Annotated in this window: 14 protein-coding genes; 9 read left to right on the forward strand and 5 right to left on the reverse strand. The window is 46.9% G+C overall.

Annotated features, from left to right (window positions below; genetic code table 11):
* Positions 1 to 59 precede the first annotated feature (59 nt).
* Positions 60 to 296: a hypothetical protein gene (locus BMX22_RS08180; RefSeq protein ID WP_074741986.1), complete on the reverse strand. Its 237-nt coding sequence runs from the start codon at positions 294 to 296 to the stop codon at positions 60 to 62.
* Between the two features lie 667 nt (positions 297 to 963).
* On the opposite strand from BMX22_RS08180, the gene BMX22_RS08185 reads away from it, so the two are divergent.
* The 5 genes from BMX22_RS08185 to BMX22_RS08205 are packed head-to-tail and all read left to right on the forward strand — an operon-like array spanning position 964 to position 4,159.
* Positions 964 to 1,248: a DUF960 domain-containing protein gene (locus tag BMX22_RS08185; protein ID WP_074741987.1), complete on the forward strand. Its 285-nt coding sequence runs from the start codon at positions 964 to 966 to the stop codon at positions 1,246 to 1,248.
* A gap of 58 nt (positions 1,249 to 1,306) precedes the next feature.
* Positions 1,307 to 2,416: an amidoligase family protein gene (locus BMX22_RS08190; protein WP_074741988.1), complete on the forward strand. Its 1,110-nt coding sequence runs from the start codon at positions 1,307 to 1,309 to the stop codon at positions 2,414 to 2,416.
* Positions 2,417 to 2,608, forward strand: a complete 192-nt coding sequence (locus BMX22_RS08195) for a hypothetical protein (protein ID WP_074741989.1) — start codon at positions 2,417 to 2,419, stop codon at positions 2,606 to 2,608. It begins immediately after the preceding gene.
* 4 nt (positions 2,609 to 2,612) lie between these two features.
* A complete protein-coding gene (locus tag BMX22_RS08200; RefSeq protein WP_074741990.1) occupies positions 2,613 to 3,587 on the forward strand; it encodes a class II glutamine amidotransferase in 975 nt (324 codons plus the stop codon).
* Positions 3,587 to 4,159: a recombinase family protein gene (locus tag BMX22_RS08205; RefSeq protein ID WP_074741991.1), complete on the forward strand. Its 573-nt coding sequence runs from the start codon at positions 3,587 to 3,589 to the stop codon at positions 4,157 to 4,159. The genes BMX22_RS08200 and BMX22_RS08205 overlap by 1 nt, the downstream gene beginning before the upstream one ends.
* 138 nt (positions 4,160 to 4,297) lie before the next feature.
* Here the strand turns inward: BMX22_RS08205 and BMX22_RS08210 are convergent, their stop codons facing one another.
* On the reverse strand, positions 4,298 to 5,242 hold the full coding sequence (locus tag BMX22_RS08210) for a hypothetical protein (protein ID WP_074741992.1): 945 nt from the start codon (positions 5,240 to 5,242) through the stop codon (positions 4,298 to 4,300).
* Positions 5,243 to 6,331: 1,089 nt separating this feature from the next.
* Between BMX22_RS08210 and BMX22_RS08215 the strand changes: the two genes are divergently transcribed.
* Complete coding sequence (locus BMX22_RS08215) at positions 6,332 to 8,569, forward strand: hypothetical protein (RefSeq protein ID WP_074741993.1); 2,238 nt, start codon at positions 6,332 to 6,334, stop codon at positions 8,567 to 8,569.
* A gap of 111 nt (positions 8,570 to 8,680) precedes the next feature.
* Entirely contained in the window at positions 8,681 to 8,938 is a 258-nt protein-coding gene (locus BMX22_RS08220; RefSeq protein WP_074741994.1) for a hypothetical protein, read from the forward strand.
* A gap of 540 nt (positions 8,939 to 9,478) precedes the next feature.
* On the opposite strand, the gene BMX22_RS08225 is transcribed toward BMX22_RS08220, so the two are convergent.
* From BMX22_RS08225 to BMX22_RS16105, 3 genes are all read right to left on the reverse strand, one after another.
* Positions 9,479 to 11,131, reverse strand: a complete 1,653-nt coding sequence (locus BMX22_RS08225) for a sensor domain-containing diguanylate cyclase (protein ID WP_074741995.1) — start codon at positions 11,129 to 11,131, stop codon at positions 9,479 to 9,481.
* A 599-nt stretch (positions 11,132 to 11,730) separates the two neighbouring features.
* Positions 11,731 to 11,979: a spore coat protein CotJB gene (locus BMX22_RS08230; protein ID WP_074741996.1), complete on the reverse strand. Its 249-nt coding sequence runs from the start codon at positions 11,977 to 11,979 to the stop codon at positions 11,731 to 11,733.
* Positions 11,979 to 12,230: a spore coat associated protein CotJA gene (locus BMX22_RS16105; RefSeq protein WP_074741997.1), complete on the reverse strand. Its 252-nt coding sequence runs from the start codon at positions 12,228 to 12,230 to the stop codon at positions 11,979 to 11,981. The genes BMX22_RS08230 and BMX22_RS16105 overlap by 1 nt, the downstream gene beginning before the upstream one ends.
* A 287-nt stretch (positions 12,231 to 12,517) precedes the next feature.
* Between BMX22_RS16105 and BMX22_RS08240 the strand changes: the two genes are divergently transcribed.
* Positions 12,518 to 13,732, forward strand: a complete 1,215-nt coding sequence (locus BMX22_RS08240; protein WP_074742150.1) for a 6-phosphofructokinase — start codon at positions 12,518 to 12,520, stop codon at positions 13,730 to 13,732.
* Positions 13,733 to 13,997: 265 nt separating this feature from the next.
* Positions 13,998 to 15,530, forward strand: coding sequence for a polysaccharide biosynthesis C-terminal domain-containing protein (locus tag BMX22_RS08245; RefSeq protein ID WP_074741998.1), 1,533 nt, complete (start codon positions 13,998 to 14,000; stop codon positions 15,528 to 15,530).
* The last annotated feature ends 93 nt before the right edge of the window (positions 15,531 to 15,623 follow it).

Genomic DNA, 15,623 nt, shown 5'->3' on the forward strand with positions numbered 1-15,623 from the left:
GTTGGATGGGTATCTTACGATGTTTTCAAAATAGTCATCGGTACAGCCTGTGTACGTTTTTATTTTAATAATTTCCACAGTTCATTTTCCTCCTTCTGAGCTTCTTCAATTCTGCCTTCGCGGCACAGGTTAATGATGGATTGGGTTCTGAACATTATTTCTGGTAATTGTGTGTCGCCACGTTGTCTCAAACGTTCGTTGGCTATTTGAGGAAAGGTAGATCCTCTATCTTTTACTTCTTGCTCTATGTCTGCAATTGTATCAGCAAAGATCCAAATTGATTTTTTTATTTTCATAATTGTACCTCCATACTTATGATTTCAATAATGTTTAATATTCTACTATCTTCCTTTCATGATATCAGTACATAATATATTATATTTATTAATTATAATATATTATATATTTAATAATATATCTTACAGGAGAAAAGTAAGAATGTCCGACATATTTATCATATAGTACGTCAGCCAAAAAGTACAAATAGTATTATTACAGCAGATATGATAACCACTTGTATCATTCGCTAACCTTCTCTTTTCATAAAGAAAAAAATAGAATTGCAGGCACTCGCAAAAACACACTCGTTGGATTTCTTCTTTTTCCCGAAAACCAATGATTTATTCTATGATAATTTTCACTGCTGCCTGCATTTTTGAAAAAAATGAGAAAAAAAAGTGAGATCTGTACTATTTCTTTACAGTTAAATAATAAGACCAATACTCAGTGCTAATACAGTACGTATAGTGTTTTGTGCATGTAAACCTGTGACCAAAATTACTTGGCAGCTACAGGTTTTTTTAATACATCCGAATGCCGCCCCATAATGGGGCGGTTATAAATCGGAATTTTTATTTTTCGTAAACAACTGTCTTTGCAGAGATTTTTTTGAGTTCGTAAATATATATAATTAATATGATACCGCACACGAGGTTATCAAATCTATGAAAGGAGGAAAGTCTCATGGCACATCAACAGCGCTACCTGACCTGCGGTGTAGACAGCACTATCCCCGTTGAATTACAGTTGTTTCTATGGGAGTGTGTGGAACGCATGCCTGCTCCGCGTGACTACCTGCAGGTGTTTAATCTGAAACCTGTTGGTCGGTTACAGTCAGTCACACATACTTCTGAGGAGCCAGCATACCGAATGCAGTACCTGATACCGGTACAGTCACCTGTCACCGCGAAGCTGTATATCATTGACGACAACACACACAGTACGATGCTTTTAGCAGAGGAATATTAACCACTAATTCCAGCCCCTTCGGGGGCTGGTTTCTTTCTATTTATGGAGGTTTTTTACAATGGAAGATAACAAGAAGAACGCGCTGTATTGCTCTCACTGCGGAGCACTTATCGGCGAGGACGAGGATTATGAGGAAGTAAATGGCGAGATAGTCTGCATGAACTGCTACGAAAACCACACAACAACCTGTGACAGATGTGGCTCGGTCATCTGGACGGACGACAGCTACGGGGACGAGTACACCACCCTTTGCCACCACTGCTATGAGAATCACTATACTCGCTGCTCCTGCTGTGATGCACTGCTTCATGAAGATGATGCTTATCATCTTGACGGATATGACTATTGCGGTGAGTGCTACAGGGATGAAGTCGATAAATTGCGTAGTATCCACGATTATGGCTACAAACCCGAGCCAATTTTCTATGGCGATTCTAAGCGATATTTCGGCGTTGAGTTGGAGATTGACGGAGCAGGTAAGGACAGCGATAATGCGGATGAAATACTCTCTATCGCCAATAAGGATAATGAGCATATCTACATCAAAGGTGACGGCTCTCTTGACGATGGCATTGAGTTAGTCACGCACCCGATGTCCCTGGAATATCACAAGCAGTTCTGCTGGGAGGAACTGATGAAAAAGGCTATATCATTGGGATATCGCAGCCATCAGACATCTACCTGTGGACTTCACATCCATGTCAATCGTAATTCGCTTGGTGATACTTGTGAGGAACAAGAACTCGTGATTGGGCACATTCTTTTGTTCGTGGAGCTCCACTGGAATGAACTTCTCAAATTCAGCCGTCGTTCTGAATATAGTATGAATCGTTGGGCGGCTCGATACGGATACGAGAAGACCGGACGTGAGATACTGGACAAGGCTAAGAAAGGCAACAACGGGAGGTATGCGGCCGTCAATCTCATGAACTGGGCAACTATCGAATTCCGTCTGTTCAGAGGTACACTCAAATACAATACACTGATAGCTGCGCTGGAACTTGTCAACGCTATCTGCGACCTGGCTATCACTAACACCGAGGAGGATATTGCGAAACTGTCGTGGAGTGAGTTCGTTGAAACTATAACTGCACCTGAGCTCATCCAGTATCTGAAGGAGCGCAGACTCTACATAAATGAAATTGAAAATATTGAGGAGGATATATAAATGAAATTCAACAAGATCATCAAGGCTATCCCGACAGCAAGCCCCGCAACTGAGGCGCTTAAGCTCGCGTCCTTCCTTGTAGCGACCCTGCTGGTCGGCAAATTAGAGAAAGCACTCAAGGAAACCGCCAAGGAGTATCAGCCGCCCTACATATATCGCTCGAATGCGATGGACGGCTCAGAGGAGGAGTGATTCTATGTGTAGTTTGTTTGGATGGACAGATTATGCGGGAATCGTCCCGCACAGGATTCTCAGAAAACTCACTCAGGCACTTGCAAATGCTGCTGAGGAAAGAGGCACAGATGCATCGGGGATAAGCTATATCCACGATGATAAGATCGTTATATATAAGCGTCCAAAGCCTGCTCATAAGCTTCATTTCACCCCGCCGGATGGCACAAGAGCTGTAATGGGACATACCAGAATGACCACGCAGGGGAATGAGAAGTTCAATTATAATAATCATCCGTTCCTCGGTCATGCAGGGGATACTTCATTTGCCTTTGCTCACAATGGAGTCCTGATGAATGATAAGGAACTGAGGAGGAACAAGCTTATCCCCGATACTCACATCGAGACAGATAGTTACGCAGCTTGTCAGCTGATAGAGCAGCAGAACAAGCTCGACTTCGAAAGTCTCAAATATATGGCAGAAACGGTCGAGGGCAACTTCACCTTCACAGTTCTTGATGATAACAATAGCCTGTATATCGTCAAGGGCAGCAATCCCATGTGTCTGTTGCACTTTAAGGATATTGGGCTGTATTTATACGCTTCCACTGAAAGTATCATGAAGAACGCTTTGAAACGTATAGGACTTCACAAGTTCGCAAATGAACGGATCAAAACAGATGAGGGCGATATCATTCGTATTGACAGGACCGGAGATATCACACGCTCGGAATTTGAACCGAAGCTTTACCGCTCCAAGTACATGAGCTGGTACGATGACTCTTCCTATTATAATATACACGAAGAGATGCTTCTCGCCTACTGCGGCTGCTATGGAGTTGACAGTGCAGATGTAGAGCTTTTGCTCGAGTATGGCTATACCTGCGATGAAATCGAGGAGATGCTTGTGGATACGAACCTGCTCCATGAAGCTCTCAGGGATGTGAAGTATATGTGCGGAGAAAGCCTGTATGAGAGCTGCTATGGAGGAGCGTTCTGATGGGTAAGATAGGATACATCCGTGTCTCTACCGAACATCAGGAGACCGCACGACAGGAAGCTATCATGGAGCAGTATCAGGTAGAGCGTGTGTTCGCTGAGAAGATGTCCGGTAAGAACGCCAACCGTCCGGAGCTGAAAGCTATGCTTGAATATGTCCGCGAGGGAGATACCCTTTATATTGAGAGCATCAGCAGACTCGGACGTTCCACCCGGGATCTGCTCAATATTATAGACGTTCTCCAGAAAAAAGGAGTTACTCTTGTCAGCAGCAAGGAGAACATCGATACCAACACTCCGCAAGGACGCTTTGTGCTGTCTATCTTCGCAGCGCTCTCCGAACTGGAACGAGAACAGACATTACAGCGTCAGCGTGAGGGGATAGCCATTGCCAAGTCTCAGGGAAAGTATAAAGGTCGGCAGCCTCTACCTATCGACTGGGTAAAGTTCGGACAACTGTATGAGCAGTGGAAGTCTGGCACTATTACAGCTGTATGGTTCCAGAAAGAAATGGGTCTGCGTGCCAACACCTTCTACCGTAGACTCAAAGAATACGAAAGAAAGTATACATAAATGAGACGGAGCCGGGTAACCGGCTCCAATTATATTTCAATAGGGTATTCGCTCTCATTGCAATATTGCAAAAGCCTGAAAACAACCTATATGACACAGTTTTCGGATATGTCAATAGACCATGCTCTACTGAAAGACTTAACCCTTATCTATAGTGCTAAGCACATTATCAATGCTCTTATCAATCTGAGATATCAACCGCCAAAGTGCATCATAGTCGTATCCGTCACGGCACATCAATCTGTACTTGCTATTGCTGATGTTATTTGAAAACGAGATCAATTTAGGATATTCTTCATCCATATCCTGTTTTAGCTCGAGTAGGGCACACAAATCAGCGCATAGTTGTTCTAACTTTGCGAAGGCTTTGTCAAACTGTTTAACATATGATGAGATTTCGGCTTCAAGATACTTTTTCCAGCGATTATCTTTCTCAGAGTCATTAAGCTTAGTTAGTTCATGTTGCTTGTCACTGATAGTTCGGGATAGACTTTTTATGCCTTTCAACGTATCTTTGAGCAATCCACATATGTTGATAAGTGCCTGTTTCTCAGGCTCAGTAAACGTGTAGGAAAGAACTATGCTGTTCTTATCTAAATTAAGATTATCTTCTGAAATAATAGGTTTTGAACGCTTTCTAGTTGATACATTTTTAATTATTGAAACATACAACTCAGCAATCGCTTCCGATACATTATCAACATCATCTTCATCAACTTCAAGTTGATATCTGCGAGCAAACTTTATCAGCTTCGATTCATCAAATTCTTGCAATTCGTCAATATAGCGCCTCTTGAATTCTGAGTCGAATTTGTATCCAATCTCACTGACGAGGTCACTGATACCATTCTCACCTCGGAGATATTTTCGTAGTCGATCGGCCTTGTTCTTTTCTATAATGCGTTTTCCGTTGTCGTTTATTATCGTCGGGAATATATCATTGATGGTTTCTTTTTGATAATCATTCAGCCCAATTATTAGAAATTCTTTCATAAATAGAGCCTTTGATGGTTTACTGTCATAAAAAAAGATCTCATAGAATGCTTGTGCATACTCTGCAAAGGATATTTCTGTTCCTGGCATTATAATACCTCCCAAAATGTTGTTCAAGCAATATAATACTCGCTAAAAGAAGATGAGACAAGATGTAAGTTTGAAAAGTCCCGTCTCGTCTTCTTTCGAAAAATACAATCACATTATAGCACGTTGAAATGGAGCTGGCAATACTCGGATTCCAAAAAATGTGCTGATTGCTTGAAAATGCGGTGCTGAAAAAAGTCAGTGCCTGAGAAGATTGAAAAAGGGGCTTTTTCAGCTGATGAAGGAATTTGATTTATTTCATCACCGCAGTCAAGGGCTAATGAAAAATATTTTAAAGGAGGATGGGGCGTTATGAGTATCCCCTCATCTGTGCCAATTCCGGCACAACAACAAAGTCAGGTAACAAATCCTGATGCACAGTACACAGCTGCGATGGAAACCGCAGCTCAACTGATAAGTCTTCAGAAGAGTCTGGGATTGAGTTTAACAATCCGCGACAAGGATCTTAACAAGATCTCCGGTCAGTTTAACAACATGGCTGATCTTCTGAGGAATCCAGTTTTTATCTCTCGGCTGACACAGGACCTCTACGTCAGTGACAACGAAGGGACGATTTGGTTCCAGATGAAGCTAAGAAAAGGCAAATTTCTTTCAGCCTCTTTTGTTATGTCTTTTAAGTTAAATTGGCTTAAAGTATATAACAATGACTTTTCGGGTTTTGACAATCTCGTTGTAGGTTACACACCTGGAATCAATGTTCCGGCAGCGACAGCGGCTATTCCGCGGAGCAAATATACTCCCGAGCGCATACTTAGTTGTTTTCCTCAGCTCAAGGGACAGACAGCTTGTGATTCCAAGGAAGTCGGCAAGCTCCTATTATACATAATAGGTAAGCGAATAGCAGTTCCTTCACACGATTCCTTAGAGTATGTTGGGGAGCGGCAAGGTTTCTCGAGATGCCTCGACGGAAAGACAAGGTTTTCACCGCCGAGAATGCTTCGTAAGGAGATATACTCATTTCTTCCGACTGCTGTTACAAGCAGGCAATATCCAGCATCGGGGGATATTGGCACATCTGATGTGACTCCTATACTGGCTCCGTTGTTTACAGGAAAAAAAGAGTTGCAAGTTATGCTCCTGAACAGATTGAGGAGCTGGCACTCATCCTTCTTTGCTAAGAAGGATGTCTATTCGGACAATACCTTGATTGTAAAACCATCGACAGAAGTTCCTGTGGCTCTGTCAGTAGCTATACTGAAGAACACAAGGTATGACTCTCTCGATGCACCACCTATAGGCCCGAATATCAGGTCTTTAAAGTTTGATTTGGAGACCGTTAATGATGGCGTTGTGGTAGCAGTGGATGTATACGCTGCCGATCAGGTAAAGAAGGCGGAGAAAGGCTATGATATGTTCATCAACGATACAAGCGGCGCGGGTGGAAATGATAAGACCGCACATCATATTACGGCGCTCATATCACAATGGGCTGATATATATATTCCGCCGGATAAGCGATGTGTACTTAAGTTCAGCGATACGACAACAGAGTATTCGGTTGAGACGTATAGAACCTCACTCAAACGCTTGGATGCGAATATGATTCTCAGGACCGAATATGGCTGCAACTGCGGCAATTTCATCAAAGCTTTTAACAAGCACGTCGATGAGATACAAAACAATATTCCTACTGCACTCCCTTCATCCAAGCATAATACTTATATCATGCTTATGACGGCTCTGCGAATATACAACGAATGGTATTCTCCGCTTTTCAGCTCTGATATTGAGCAATATATCGTGGACTGGCTCAGATCGCAGGAGCAGGAGGTACAGCCGCTGTATGATATTATCTGTTCCGAGTACGGAAAGATTCTCAACCAGAAGATCGCTGAGGGCTGTTATCGCTTGATCTTGAAGGAAGAGACAACTCCGTTTGATAAGGGCAGTCACACGATAGTAGTTGATAAGGATGAACGCCGGATCTATGTTGAGACGGCAGACAGCTATGACATTGCTAAGGATGAAATGACCTCTATCGCTGATACAGATAGCCTGACTGCTGCTCTTTACAGTGGAGGATATCTTCCGCACAATGCAAAGAGTGAGAAAAGTGTCCGAATTGCAGCGATAACCTCAGACGGAACGCCGTACCCGTTATATGTCCATGCTATAAAGTACACACTGCTCACACAGGAGAACCGCCAGCGTTTCGATCTCATCGACAAAGAGGCAAACTTGTTTAAGTATGAGGAGATACCGAGTGAAGGCTTCCTGCCGTTGATAAAGACGGTTGACGGAAGGTTTGCTGGCAAGATGCTCCGCTATGCCAATGAAGAGAGTAATATCTACTTCGGCACAGGCAGAACAGGCTCAGGCAAAAGCTGGGCTATCGCACAGATACTGCCTATGCTGTTTTCGCTCGGTCATATAGTGGTTGTTTTCGATGTAAGCGGCAGCTACACGAAGGAAAAGCTCCTGAAGATGCTCCCCGCAGAGGTTGTTGAAAAGCTCTTCAAGTTCATCAACGTTGGTGCAAGTAAGGAGCCGATACCTGTTGACCTCGGCTCGCTGAGAGGCTGTGAAACTCTTCCCGATAAAAAGAGGGCTATCTTTAGCGTTCTGCGTGCTGCTACAGGCGCTATCGACAAGTGTACATCGCGAAAGCTGAAAGGCTTCTTGTCTGATTATCTCACAGATAAAGAAGGCTCCGTCGGCCTTAACGACCTCTGCTCTAAGTTGGAGCAAGATGGTGCTTTCGGTGCTGAGATAGCAGATCGTATCGAATCCGTCCTTGATGATATCAGGGAGGTAGGATACGATGAGCAGACATGGGATGAACTATTCTTAAATGAACGCAAAATCATAGTTGTCAACCTCGGTAACGAGGTCGGTGACAGTACGCATCAGCTTCTCGATATGATGGTAGGATCGCTTTTTAACTGGCAGATGTCCCACGATATGGGATTCCTTTCTATAGCTATCGATGAGCTGATAGATCAGGATTTCAGCACGGGCTCACCGCTTCAGACAATAGTAAAACAGGGACGTAAGTTCCATACCGCTCTAATCGGCGCCAGTCAAGACTACTTCAATCAAGGTAGTTCACATCTGGACACAATGAAGCAGGCTAATATCAAGAGCTTCTGCCGTCCCGGCAAGTCTGAGGACAGAGTGGCGCAGAAGCTCGGTTACAGCAACGCTGCTGACGCTGGCTTCAACAAATTCAAGGCTGGTGATACCATCCTTGAATTCGATGGCTACAACAAGGAGACCGGAGAGAATGAAGCTATCACACTGAAAGGCAGAGTGGTCGATTTCGTCGAGACACCCTTCTACGAGAAGTTCAAGGTGCTTTATGGTTGTTAATACTGGCGGCTCCCTTCGGGGAGCCACCTATACATATTATATTAAATTAGTCGGAGCAGGTCAAGCGGTACAAGCGATACCGCATAGAATTAACGGAAAGGAGCTGTTAATATGGCTAAGAAGAAGGAACTCCCCTCGCTGTGGGAGCGCTCAGAGTATGACGTTATAAGTGAGACCGAGACAGATACCGAGCTTATCGCTGTCCTGAAAACAAGATATAGCGGTGCCACGGTCATATGTCACATTCCCAAGCACACGAAGGAGGAGGAAGAAAAGATTGCCGCAGACGTTACCTATGCGCTTATGCAGATAGCGTTCACAGGTCAGGACATCTCGCATATGAAAAATATGGAGATACTCATTGATTGATACTACATACGAAGCAAGCCCCGAGGTTAACCTCGGGGCTCGTTTTGTTATACTTTTTCATTTTTTTGAGTCATTCAACAACACTCCCTCATCCTTATATGTACAACATAGATATGATAGTTTATTTCTCCTCCGGCTGTAATTACAGTTTACCATATCTCTCCGTGAAAATCATATAAAATTTTTTGCACACACTCGCAGCTCTTGCGATCGCTGCTTTTTTATGCTAAAATATAACGTAGAAAGCGGTGACAGAGATCAGCGAAAAATACCTCAAGAAGCAGCAGGAGGTCATCAGACTACAGGAGCAGCTCGACAAGGCTGAAAGGGAACTCACCGAATTCTTTCTTGTGAGCGAATAGAAAGGTGACCTATTGCTCGTACATCTTATCAGCCAAACCGTGATCCGGTATTAACGTTAAATACGCAGTTTGAACTGCAAGAATAAGCAAAAAGCCTGTATTCAGCATTTTCGCTAAATACAGGCTTATCTATTAGGTATAATCAGTGTGAGACCGGTGCGGTCATAGCATATTTCCTTTAATGCTTCCTTTGCTTTTTCCTTTCACGCTTGTTCTCATACATAAGCTGATCCGCACGCTGCATCACGTCTGTCACGGCACTGTCCTCCGACGGGGCGAAAACAGCAAAGCCCTTGGAGATATGTACCTCTTCCCACGGTTCAGCGGCAGCTTCATTGACCGTCTCCGCAGTCTTGTCGAACTGTTCCAGAAGCGCGTCACGGTCCATATAGTCCTCATTTTCAAGGATCACGGCAAATTCATCTCCGCCCATTCGGAACACAGGACTGTGCTTGAACACCTCACAGATGATATGCGCGGCTTTTTTCAGGTAAATGTCACCTTTATCATGTCCGTAACGGTCATTTATCAGCTTCAGCTGATCGCAGTCGAATACACCGATAGCAAATTCCTGTTCCTGCGCTCTGCTGTCGATAGCTTCCTGCATTACGTCGAGGCGGTTTGAAAGGGCACCCTTGTTTTTCACCTTTGTCAGCGCGTCGAGGAATACCTGCTCGTGCAGATCGGTGATATGCGCTTTCACTGTACCGGACAGATCCTTGAACGACCTCGTCAGTCTGCCGAGCTCGTCGTCCTCGTCATAGATAAGGTCAAGTTCGTAGTTTCCGCGTTCTATCTGTTCCGCTGCGGCGGTAAGCTGTTCGAGCGGTTTTGTGATGCGCCTTGTATAATACATCAGGAACAGACTTGCCGCGATGAGCACGACGACTGCTCCCAGCGAGATATTCAGGATAAGCCCCTTCCATTCGCCCTGCGTTTCAGAAACGGGCACGGTGACGCTCAGGCGCAGGCCGTTGCCCAAAGTACACCAGACTGCCTCTTTTTTCTCTCCGCGATAAGCATACCGGATCACTTTGTTCTCGTCACCCTCACGGTAGGGGAACTCAAATTCGGATCCCGAGCTCAGATCCGCCACATCAATATGCGGATGATAGAACAGATTACCGTCAGCATCGCAAAGAAATGCATATCCGTTGTCGTAGAGGCGGATACTGTTGATCTCCTCTGCCATTGTAGAGTAGTCCACCTCAATGCCGATAACTCCGATAAACTGTCCCTTCCAGTAAACAGGTGCGTCGTAGGAGATGACGCGGACATCGAGATTATCCGTGATATACGGCGGCAGCCAGATAGGCTTCCCCTCATGCTTCGGGACGGTGAACCATACCAGCTTTGAGGTATCTTCCACGTCATACTGTGTGATGTCGGTCACTTCATGCTCCTCGAAGCCCTGCCCGTTCAGGTCTATATACCAGAAGCCCTTTATCTCAGACGAGACCGACGGATCTATGCGGTAGTAATAGGTCAGGACGCCCTTGGTCTTGGAAGCCGTCATACAGAAGTATTCCCGGATTCTATCTATATGCGCAGCAAGCTCTTCCTCGCTGTTTACGCTGTCAAGGTCTTCCTCGGCAAAGGTCGTCACCTTTGTTACCGAGTTCTGGACGCTGTCGAAATAATAATCAAGGCTGCGCTGTCCCGATGCACACAGCATTTGCAGCAGCCGGTCTGATTTATGGCTCTCGGTCGTGCGGATAAAGACTGCACTGAGCAGCGTAGTGACTACAAGAGAAGCCAGGATCACACAAAGCATCGTAAATGTGATCTCGGTCCTTAATGAATGTGAAAATAATCTTTGTCTTGGCTTCATGGCAGCCTCCTTTTTATCTGACCGAGCAACGTATCGGTCAGAAGTACGGCAAATGCTCCGAAATATACGAAAAAGCTGTATTGCTATCCGAATATCATGGGTCACCCGAATGTCAAACAAGTAAGCTGTGTCAAAGCGGACTGCTGTTCAAGCCGCTTCTGTTATCATTATACCATAAGCAGGGAGGAAAAGTCAATCAGGAGGAGCCAAAGCTGAACTGCCGGATCCTTATGCAAAAAAACAGGCACCTTCGATTACTCGAAAGTGCCTGTATCACAATGGCGGACAGGGAGGGATACGAAGAGACAGCCACATTGCAAGCAGGCACGGCAGTTCGATATCTGTACCGCGAACCATGTTCATCACCTGCTCTGCTGTCGGCAATTCTTTCAGCTTAGGCTTCACGGGCCAGGACATCTCGCATATGAAAAATATGGAGATACTCATTGATTGATACTACATACGAAGCAAGCCCCGAGGGATTCCCTTGGGGCTCGTTTTGTTATACTATTTCATTTTTTTGAGCCATTCAACAACACTCCCTCATCCTTATATGTACAACATAGATATGATAATTTTTTCTCATACTGCCACATAACTTAGCTCCTTTCCCAGGGCCAGGGGTCGCTGACCCAGTCCCAGTTCTGAAGGTTTCGGTTCTGCTCGGGAGTGAGCGGACCGAACCTGTTGTTATAATCGGCGACAGCCTCCTCGCGGAGCTTCCTGTACTTGTCAAACATCGCGAGAGCGCGGGAGCAGTTAGGGTGAGTGTCGAGGTAGAGGTTGAGTTCCTTGAGGGTGAAGTCATACTGTTTGATTTTTTTGAGAAGAGAAGAGCGAGGGTCCATTATTTGCCGCCTCCTCTCTCGAAAGGGAAGACGAGGTCGGAGAAGAGCGTGCCGCAGGAGAGAGCTTTATCAGGCTCCATAGCACCGCCCCACTGCTGGAAGGGGACATAAGCCATAGCGAGCTGAGGCTGGGCGGACAAATTGGTCTGCGGAGCTGAGTCCATGCGTTCGGAACGGTCGGCGAAGGGGATAGAGTTGCCCTGTTCGCGCAGAACGAGCCCGTCTATATTGCTGAACAGATTAAGGTCCATATTGATTCCTCCTATAGAGATTTGCGGGAGGACACCGTGCAGATGACCTCCGCACATTACATATTATTCTCGCAGGCGGGAAAGTGCTACTCGGCGAGCAGCAGCGCGTTTTAGGGGACACAAGGGACGGTGCCTTTTGCAGGGTCCGTGACAGAGCCGCGGCGGAGTCAGGAGGCAGAGCCCTTGCAAAAAAGTAGGAATATCTTTATATAGATGTTGATTTTTTTACGGTCGTATGCTATAATGAGGTATAAGTTCGTATTTTGACATCGGAGGGTAAAAAAATGATGAACATAGCAGTAGCGCAGTCTGGAGGTCCCACCTGCGCGATAAACGCCTCACTTGTGGGCGTATTCAGCGAGGCACTCAAGGAGCCCAAAATAGACGCAATATTCGGCTCGGTGAACGGAATTGAGGGCATGATAGAGAACCACCTCATCGACCTCAAGACCTTCATCAACACCAACGACGACATGGAGCTTCTGCGCCAGACCCCGTCGACGGTGCTCGGCTCATGCAGATACAAGCTGCCCGACTACAAGGAGGACGAGGACGTCTACAAGAAGATAGTCAAGACGATGAAGCAGCGCCGTATCGGAGCATTTTTCTACATCGGCGGCAACGACTCAATGGACACCGTGGACAAGCTCTCGTCGTACTTTGCCGAGAAGAAGATAGATATCAAGGTCATCGGCATACCCAAGACTATCGACAACGACCTCTGTGTTACCGACCACACTCCTGGATTCGGTTCGGCGGCTAAGTACGTAGCCGCGACCATGCATGAGATAGTCCGCGACAGCTCGGTATACAGTATACCATCGGTGACTATAGTGGAGGTCATGGGACGTCACGCAGGCTGGCTGACGGCTTCAAGCGCGGTGCTCCACGCACTGGGCGAGTCTGCTCCGCATCTCGTATATGTTCCCGAGGCGGAGTTCTCGCTTGACAAGTTCATGAACGATGTCCGCAGCCAGATGGCGAAGCACAAGGCAGTCATCGTCGCGGTATCGGAGGGCATGGAAGTACCCGACGGCGTGCAGTCGGGAGTTGTGGACAATTTCGGTCACAAATATCTTTCGGGCATAGGCAAGTATCTTGAGGAGCAGGTACGTGAGCAGATAGGCTGCAAGGTACGTTCTATCGAGCTCAACGTAATGCAGCGCTGCTCGTCGCATCTCTGCTCGCGCACGGACATAGACGAATCCGAGGCAGTCGGAGCAGCGGGCGTAAGGTGTGCGCTTGAAGGCAAGACGGGCAAGATGATGGCATTCCGCCGCGTGAAGGATATGCCGTACACGGTCGTTATCGAGGCAGCCGACGCGTCGAAGATCGCGAACAAGGAGAAGTTCCTGCCGCGCGAGTACATCAACGCCGAGGGCAACAACATCACGGACGCAGCGATGAACTATTTCCTGCCGCTTATACAGGGCGAGCTGAACATCCGCATGAACATGGGCATCCCGATGCACTTCACACTTCAGGAATCTGTTCTCAAATAAGTGAAAAGCCATAGAGAAGTGATCTCTATGGCTTTTTTAAGGCAATACCGCACAAAGCTTGTGCTGGAGATGCGCCGACAGATTTTTCGTCAGATTGTATAGAAATTCCGCAGGCATACTGACGTATGTCAAGGGATTTCTGTGCAAGATGACGGAAAATATGCAAGCATATCCAGTACAAAGCCTTCAGGCGGGCTTTGTGCGGTGTTGCCTTAATGAATAGGAAAGCAATTCTCTCCATATATTGAATACGGAGGGGAATGCGATGATAAAAAGTAAAATGATACGCGACACAGCGCTGCTGACGCTCATGCAGCTCGCTCTCGACTCGGCGGCGCTGCTGCTGAACGTCTTTATCACGCGGAGGATGGGAACATCTGCGATAGGGATATTCTCACTCATGGGCTCATTTCTGGGACTTGCGGGCATACTCTCGAACGGCAGTGCATTTCTTTGCACGAGCCGACTCATCTCCGAAGAGATAGGCAAGCGCGGCGGCTCGCCCGTGGGTGTACTGTTCCATGGAGTGAAGCTCTGCCTGCTGCTCAGCACGGCAGTATCCGTACTCGTCGTCCTGTTCGCAGAGCCTGTCAGCAGCCGTTTTTTCAGCGGAGCAGCAGTCACGGGAGCAGTCCGCCGGATGCCGCTCGCGCTGATAGCGGGAGCTGTCTCCTCATGCTTCAAAGGTTATTTCAACGCCACGCGCAGAGCATCGGCGGCGGCATTCGGTGACATACTTGAATTTGCTGTCAAAGCGTCAGTGATGGTAGGGCTTACGCTCGCGCAGACCTCGCACGACGAAGCCTCGGTGTGCAGGATAATGATAGTGTCGATAATCTCTGGAAACGCGGCATCACTGCTGTTCATGCTCGGACTGTTTGCATGGCATCGTCCGTCGCGCGGCGGGAGACCGTCGATCGGCTTCCGCGGCTACATCAGTGCAGCAGTGCCGATAATGGGCGGAGGCATACTTACCGCGGCACTCAGCAGCACGAACGATGCACTGATACCTGTTTGTCTGCGGCAGTTCGGCGACTCTCAGGAGCAGGCACTGAGTCTCTTCGGCATTTTCGAGGCGATAGTGATACCTACGCTGTTTTTCCCCTCGGTAGTGCTGTGTTCGATGTCGGGCATGATAGTGAGCGAGTCAGCGCGCGCCGCGGCGGCAGGCGATCGCGAGCGCATACACAGCCTTACCTCGCGGCTCATCGAATACACGATGATATACGCAGTATTTGCGGCAGCTGTGCTCCTTCGATTCGGCGGCACGATAGGGGAGCTCCTCGGGGGCGGTGAGCTTGCGGGAGGGCTGATATCGCTGATAGCGCCCGTAGTGCCGTTCATTTACATGGAGATAGTGCTCGAGGCTCTGATAAAGGGCATGGGCTTGCAGGGCTTTTCGTCGCTGAACTATCTTGCGGAGTACGTGATACGCATATCGGCAGTGCTGATACTCGTCCCGCGGATAGGCTTCATGGGGATAGCGGTGTCGTACTACGCGAGCAACGTATTCGGCAATATATCGCGGTTTGTGAAGATACTGAGCCATACGGGAGTTCGATTTGCTCCTGTGCGGATGCTCATATCGCCCGTGATATATGCGGCACTGACCTGCTTCACGTCAGAGCTTGTCTGCCGCATCCTGCCGCTCGCGGAGGACGGAGTCGGCTTCATGGCAGTGATGACGCCGATATGGCTTGCAGGGTACGGAGGGATTTTATGTCTGTTGGTCAATTTTAGAACGAATGACAAAAAACGCGGCGGCACTCTTGTACTAAATGCACAAAGATTGACATAAAAAGTGATGTGATATGTAGAAATGATTGCGAAAGACTTGCAATTTATTAACATTTGATATATAATTACTCTTGTGGTTATATAAACTACATAT

Source organism: Ruminococcus sp. YRD2003 (assembly GCA_900109435.1).
Lineage (GTDB): Bacteria > Bacillota > Clostridia > Oscillospirales > Ruminococcaceae > Ruminococcus > Ruminococcus flavefaciens_G.

What these genes read in the sequence shown, in the direction of transcription:
- BMX22_RS08180 (WP_074741986.1), bottom strand. Translation starts at nt 296, where the DNA reads ATGAAAATAAAAAAATCAATTTGGATCTTTGCTGATACAATTGCAGAC.
- BMX22_RS08185 (WP_074741987.1), top strand. Translation starts at nt 964, where the DNA reads ATGGCACATCAACAGCGCTACCTGACCTGCGGTGTAGACAGCACTATC.
- BMX22_RS08190 (WP_074741988.1), top strand. Translation starts at nt 1,307, where the DNA reads ATGGAAGATAACAAGAAGAACGCGCTGTATTGCTCTCACTGCGGAGCA.
- BMX22_RS08195 (WP_074741989.1), top strand. Translation starts at nt 2,417, where the DNA reads ATGAAATTCAACAAGATCATCAAGGCTATCCCGACAGCAAGCCCCGCA.
- BMX22_RS08200 (WP_074741990.1), top strand. Translation starts at nt 2,613, where the DNA reads ATGTGTAGTTTGTTTGGATGGACAGATTATGCGGGAATCGTCCCGCAC.
- BMX22_RS08205 (WP_074741991.1), top strand. Translation starts at nt 3,587, where the DNA reads ATGGGTAAGATAGGATACATCCGTGTCTCTACCGAACATCAGGAGACC.
- BMX22_RS08210 (WP_074741992.1), bottom strand. Translation starts at nt 5,242, where the DNA reads ATGCCAGGAACAGAAATATCCTTTGCAGAGTATGCACAAGCATTCTAT.
- BMX22_RS08215 (WP_074741993.1), top strand. Translation starts at nt 6,332, where the DNA reads ATGCTCCTGAACAGATTGAGGAGCTGGCACTCATCCTTCTTTGCTAAG.
- BMX22_RS08220 (WP_074741994.1), top strand. Translation starts at nt 8,681, where the DNA reads ATGGCTAAGAAGAAGGAACTCCCCTCGCTGTGGGAGCGCTCAGAGTAT.
- BMX22_RS08225 (WP_074741995.1), bottom strand. Translation starts at nt 11,131, where the DNA reads ATGAAGCCAAGACAAAGATTATTTTCACATTCATTAAGGACCGAGATC.
- BMX22_RS08230 (WP_074741996.1), bottom strand. Translation starts at nt 11,979, where the DNA reads ATGGACCCTCGCTCTTCTCTTCTCAAAAAAATCAAACAGTATGACTTC.
- BMX22_RS16105 (WP_074741997.1), bottom strand. Translation starts at nt 12,230, where the DNA reads ATGGACCTTAATCTGTTCAGCAATATAGACGGGCTCGTTCTGCGCGAA.
- BMX22_RS08240 (WP_074742150.1), top strand. Translation starts at nt 12,518, where the DNA reads ATGAACATAGCAGTAGCGCAGTCTGGAGGTCCCACCTGCGCGATAAAC.
- BMX22_RS08245 (WP_074741998.1), top strand. Translation starts at nt 13,998, where the DNA reads ATGATAAAAAGTAAAATGATACGCGACACAGCGCTGCTGACGCTCATG.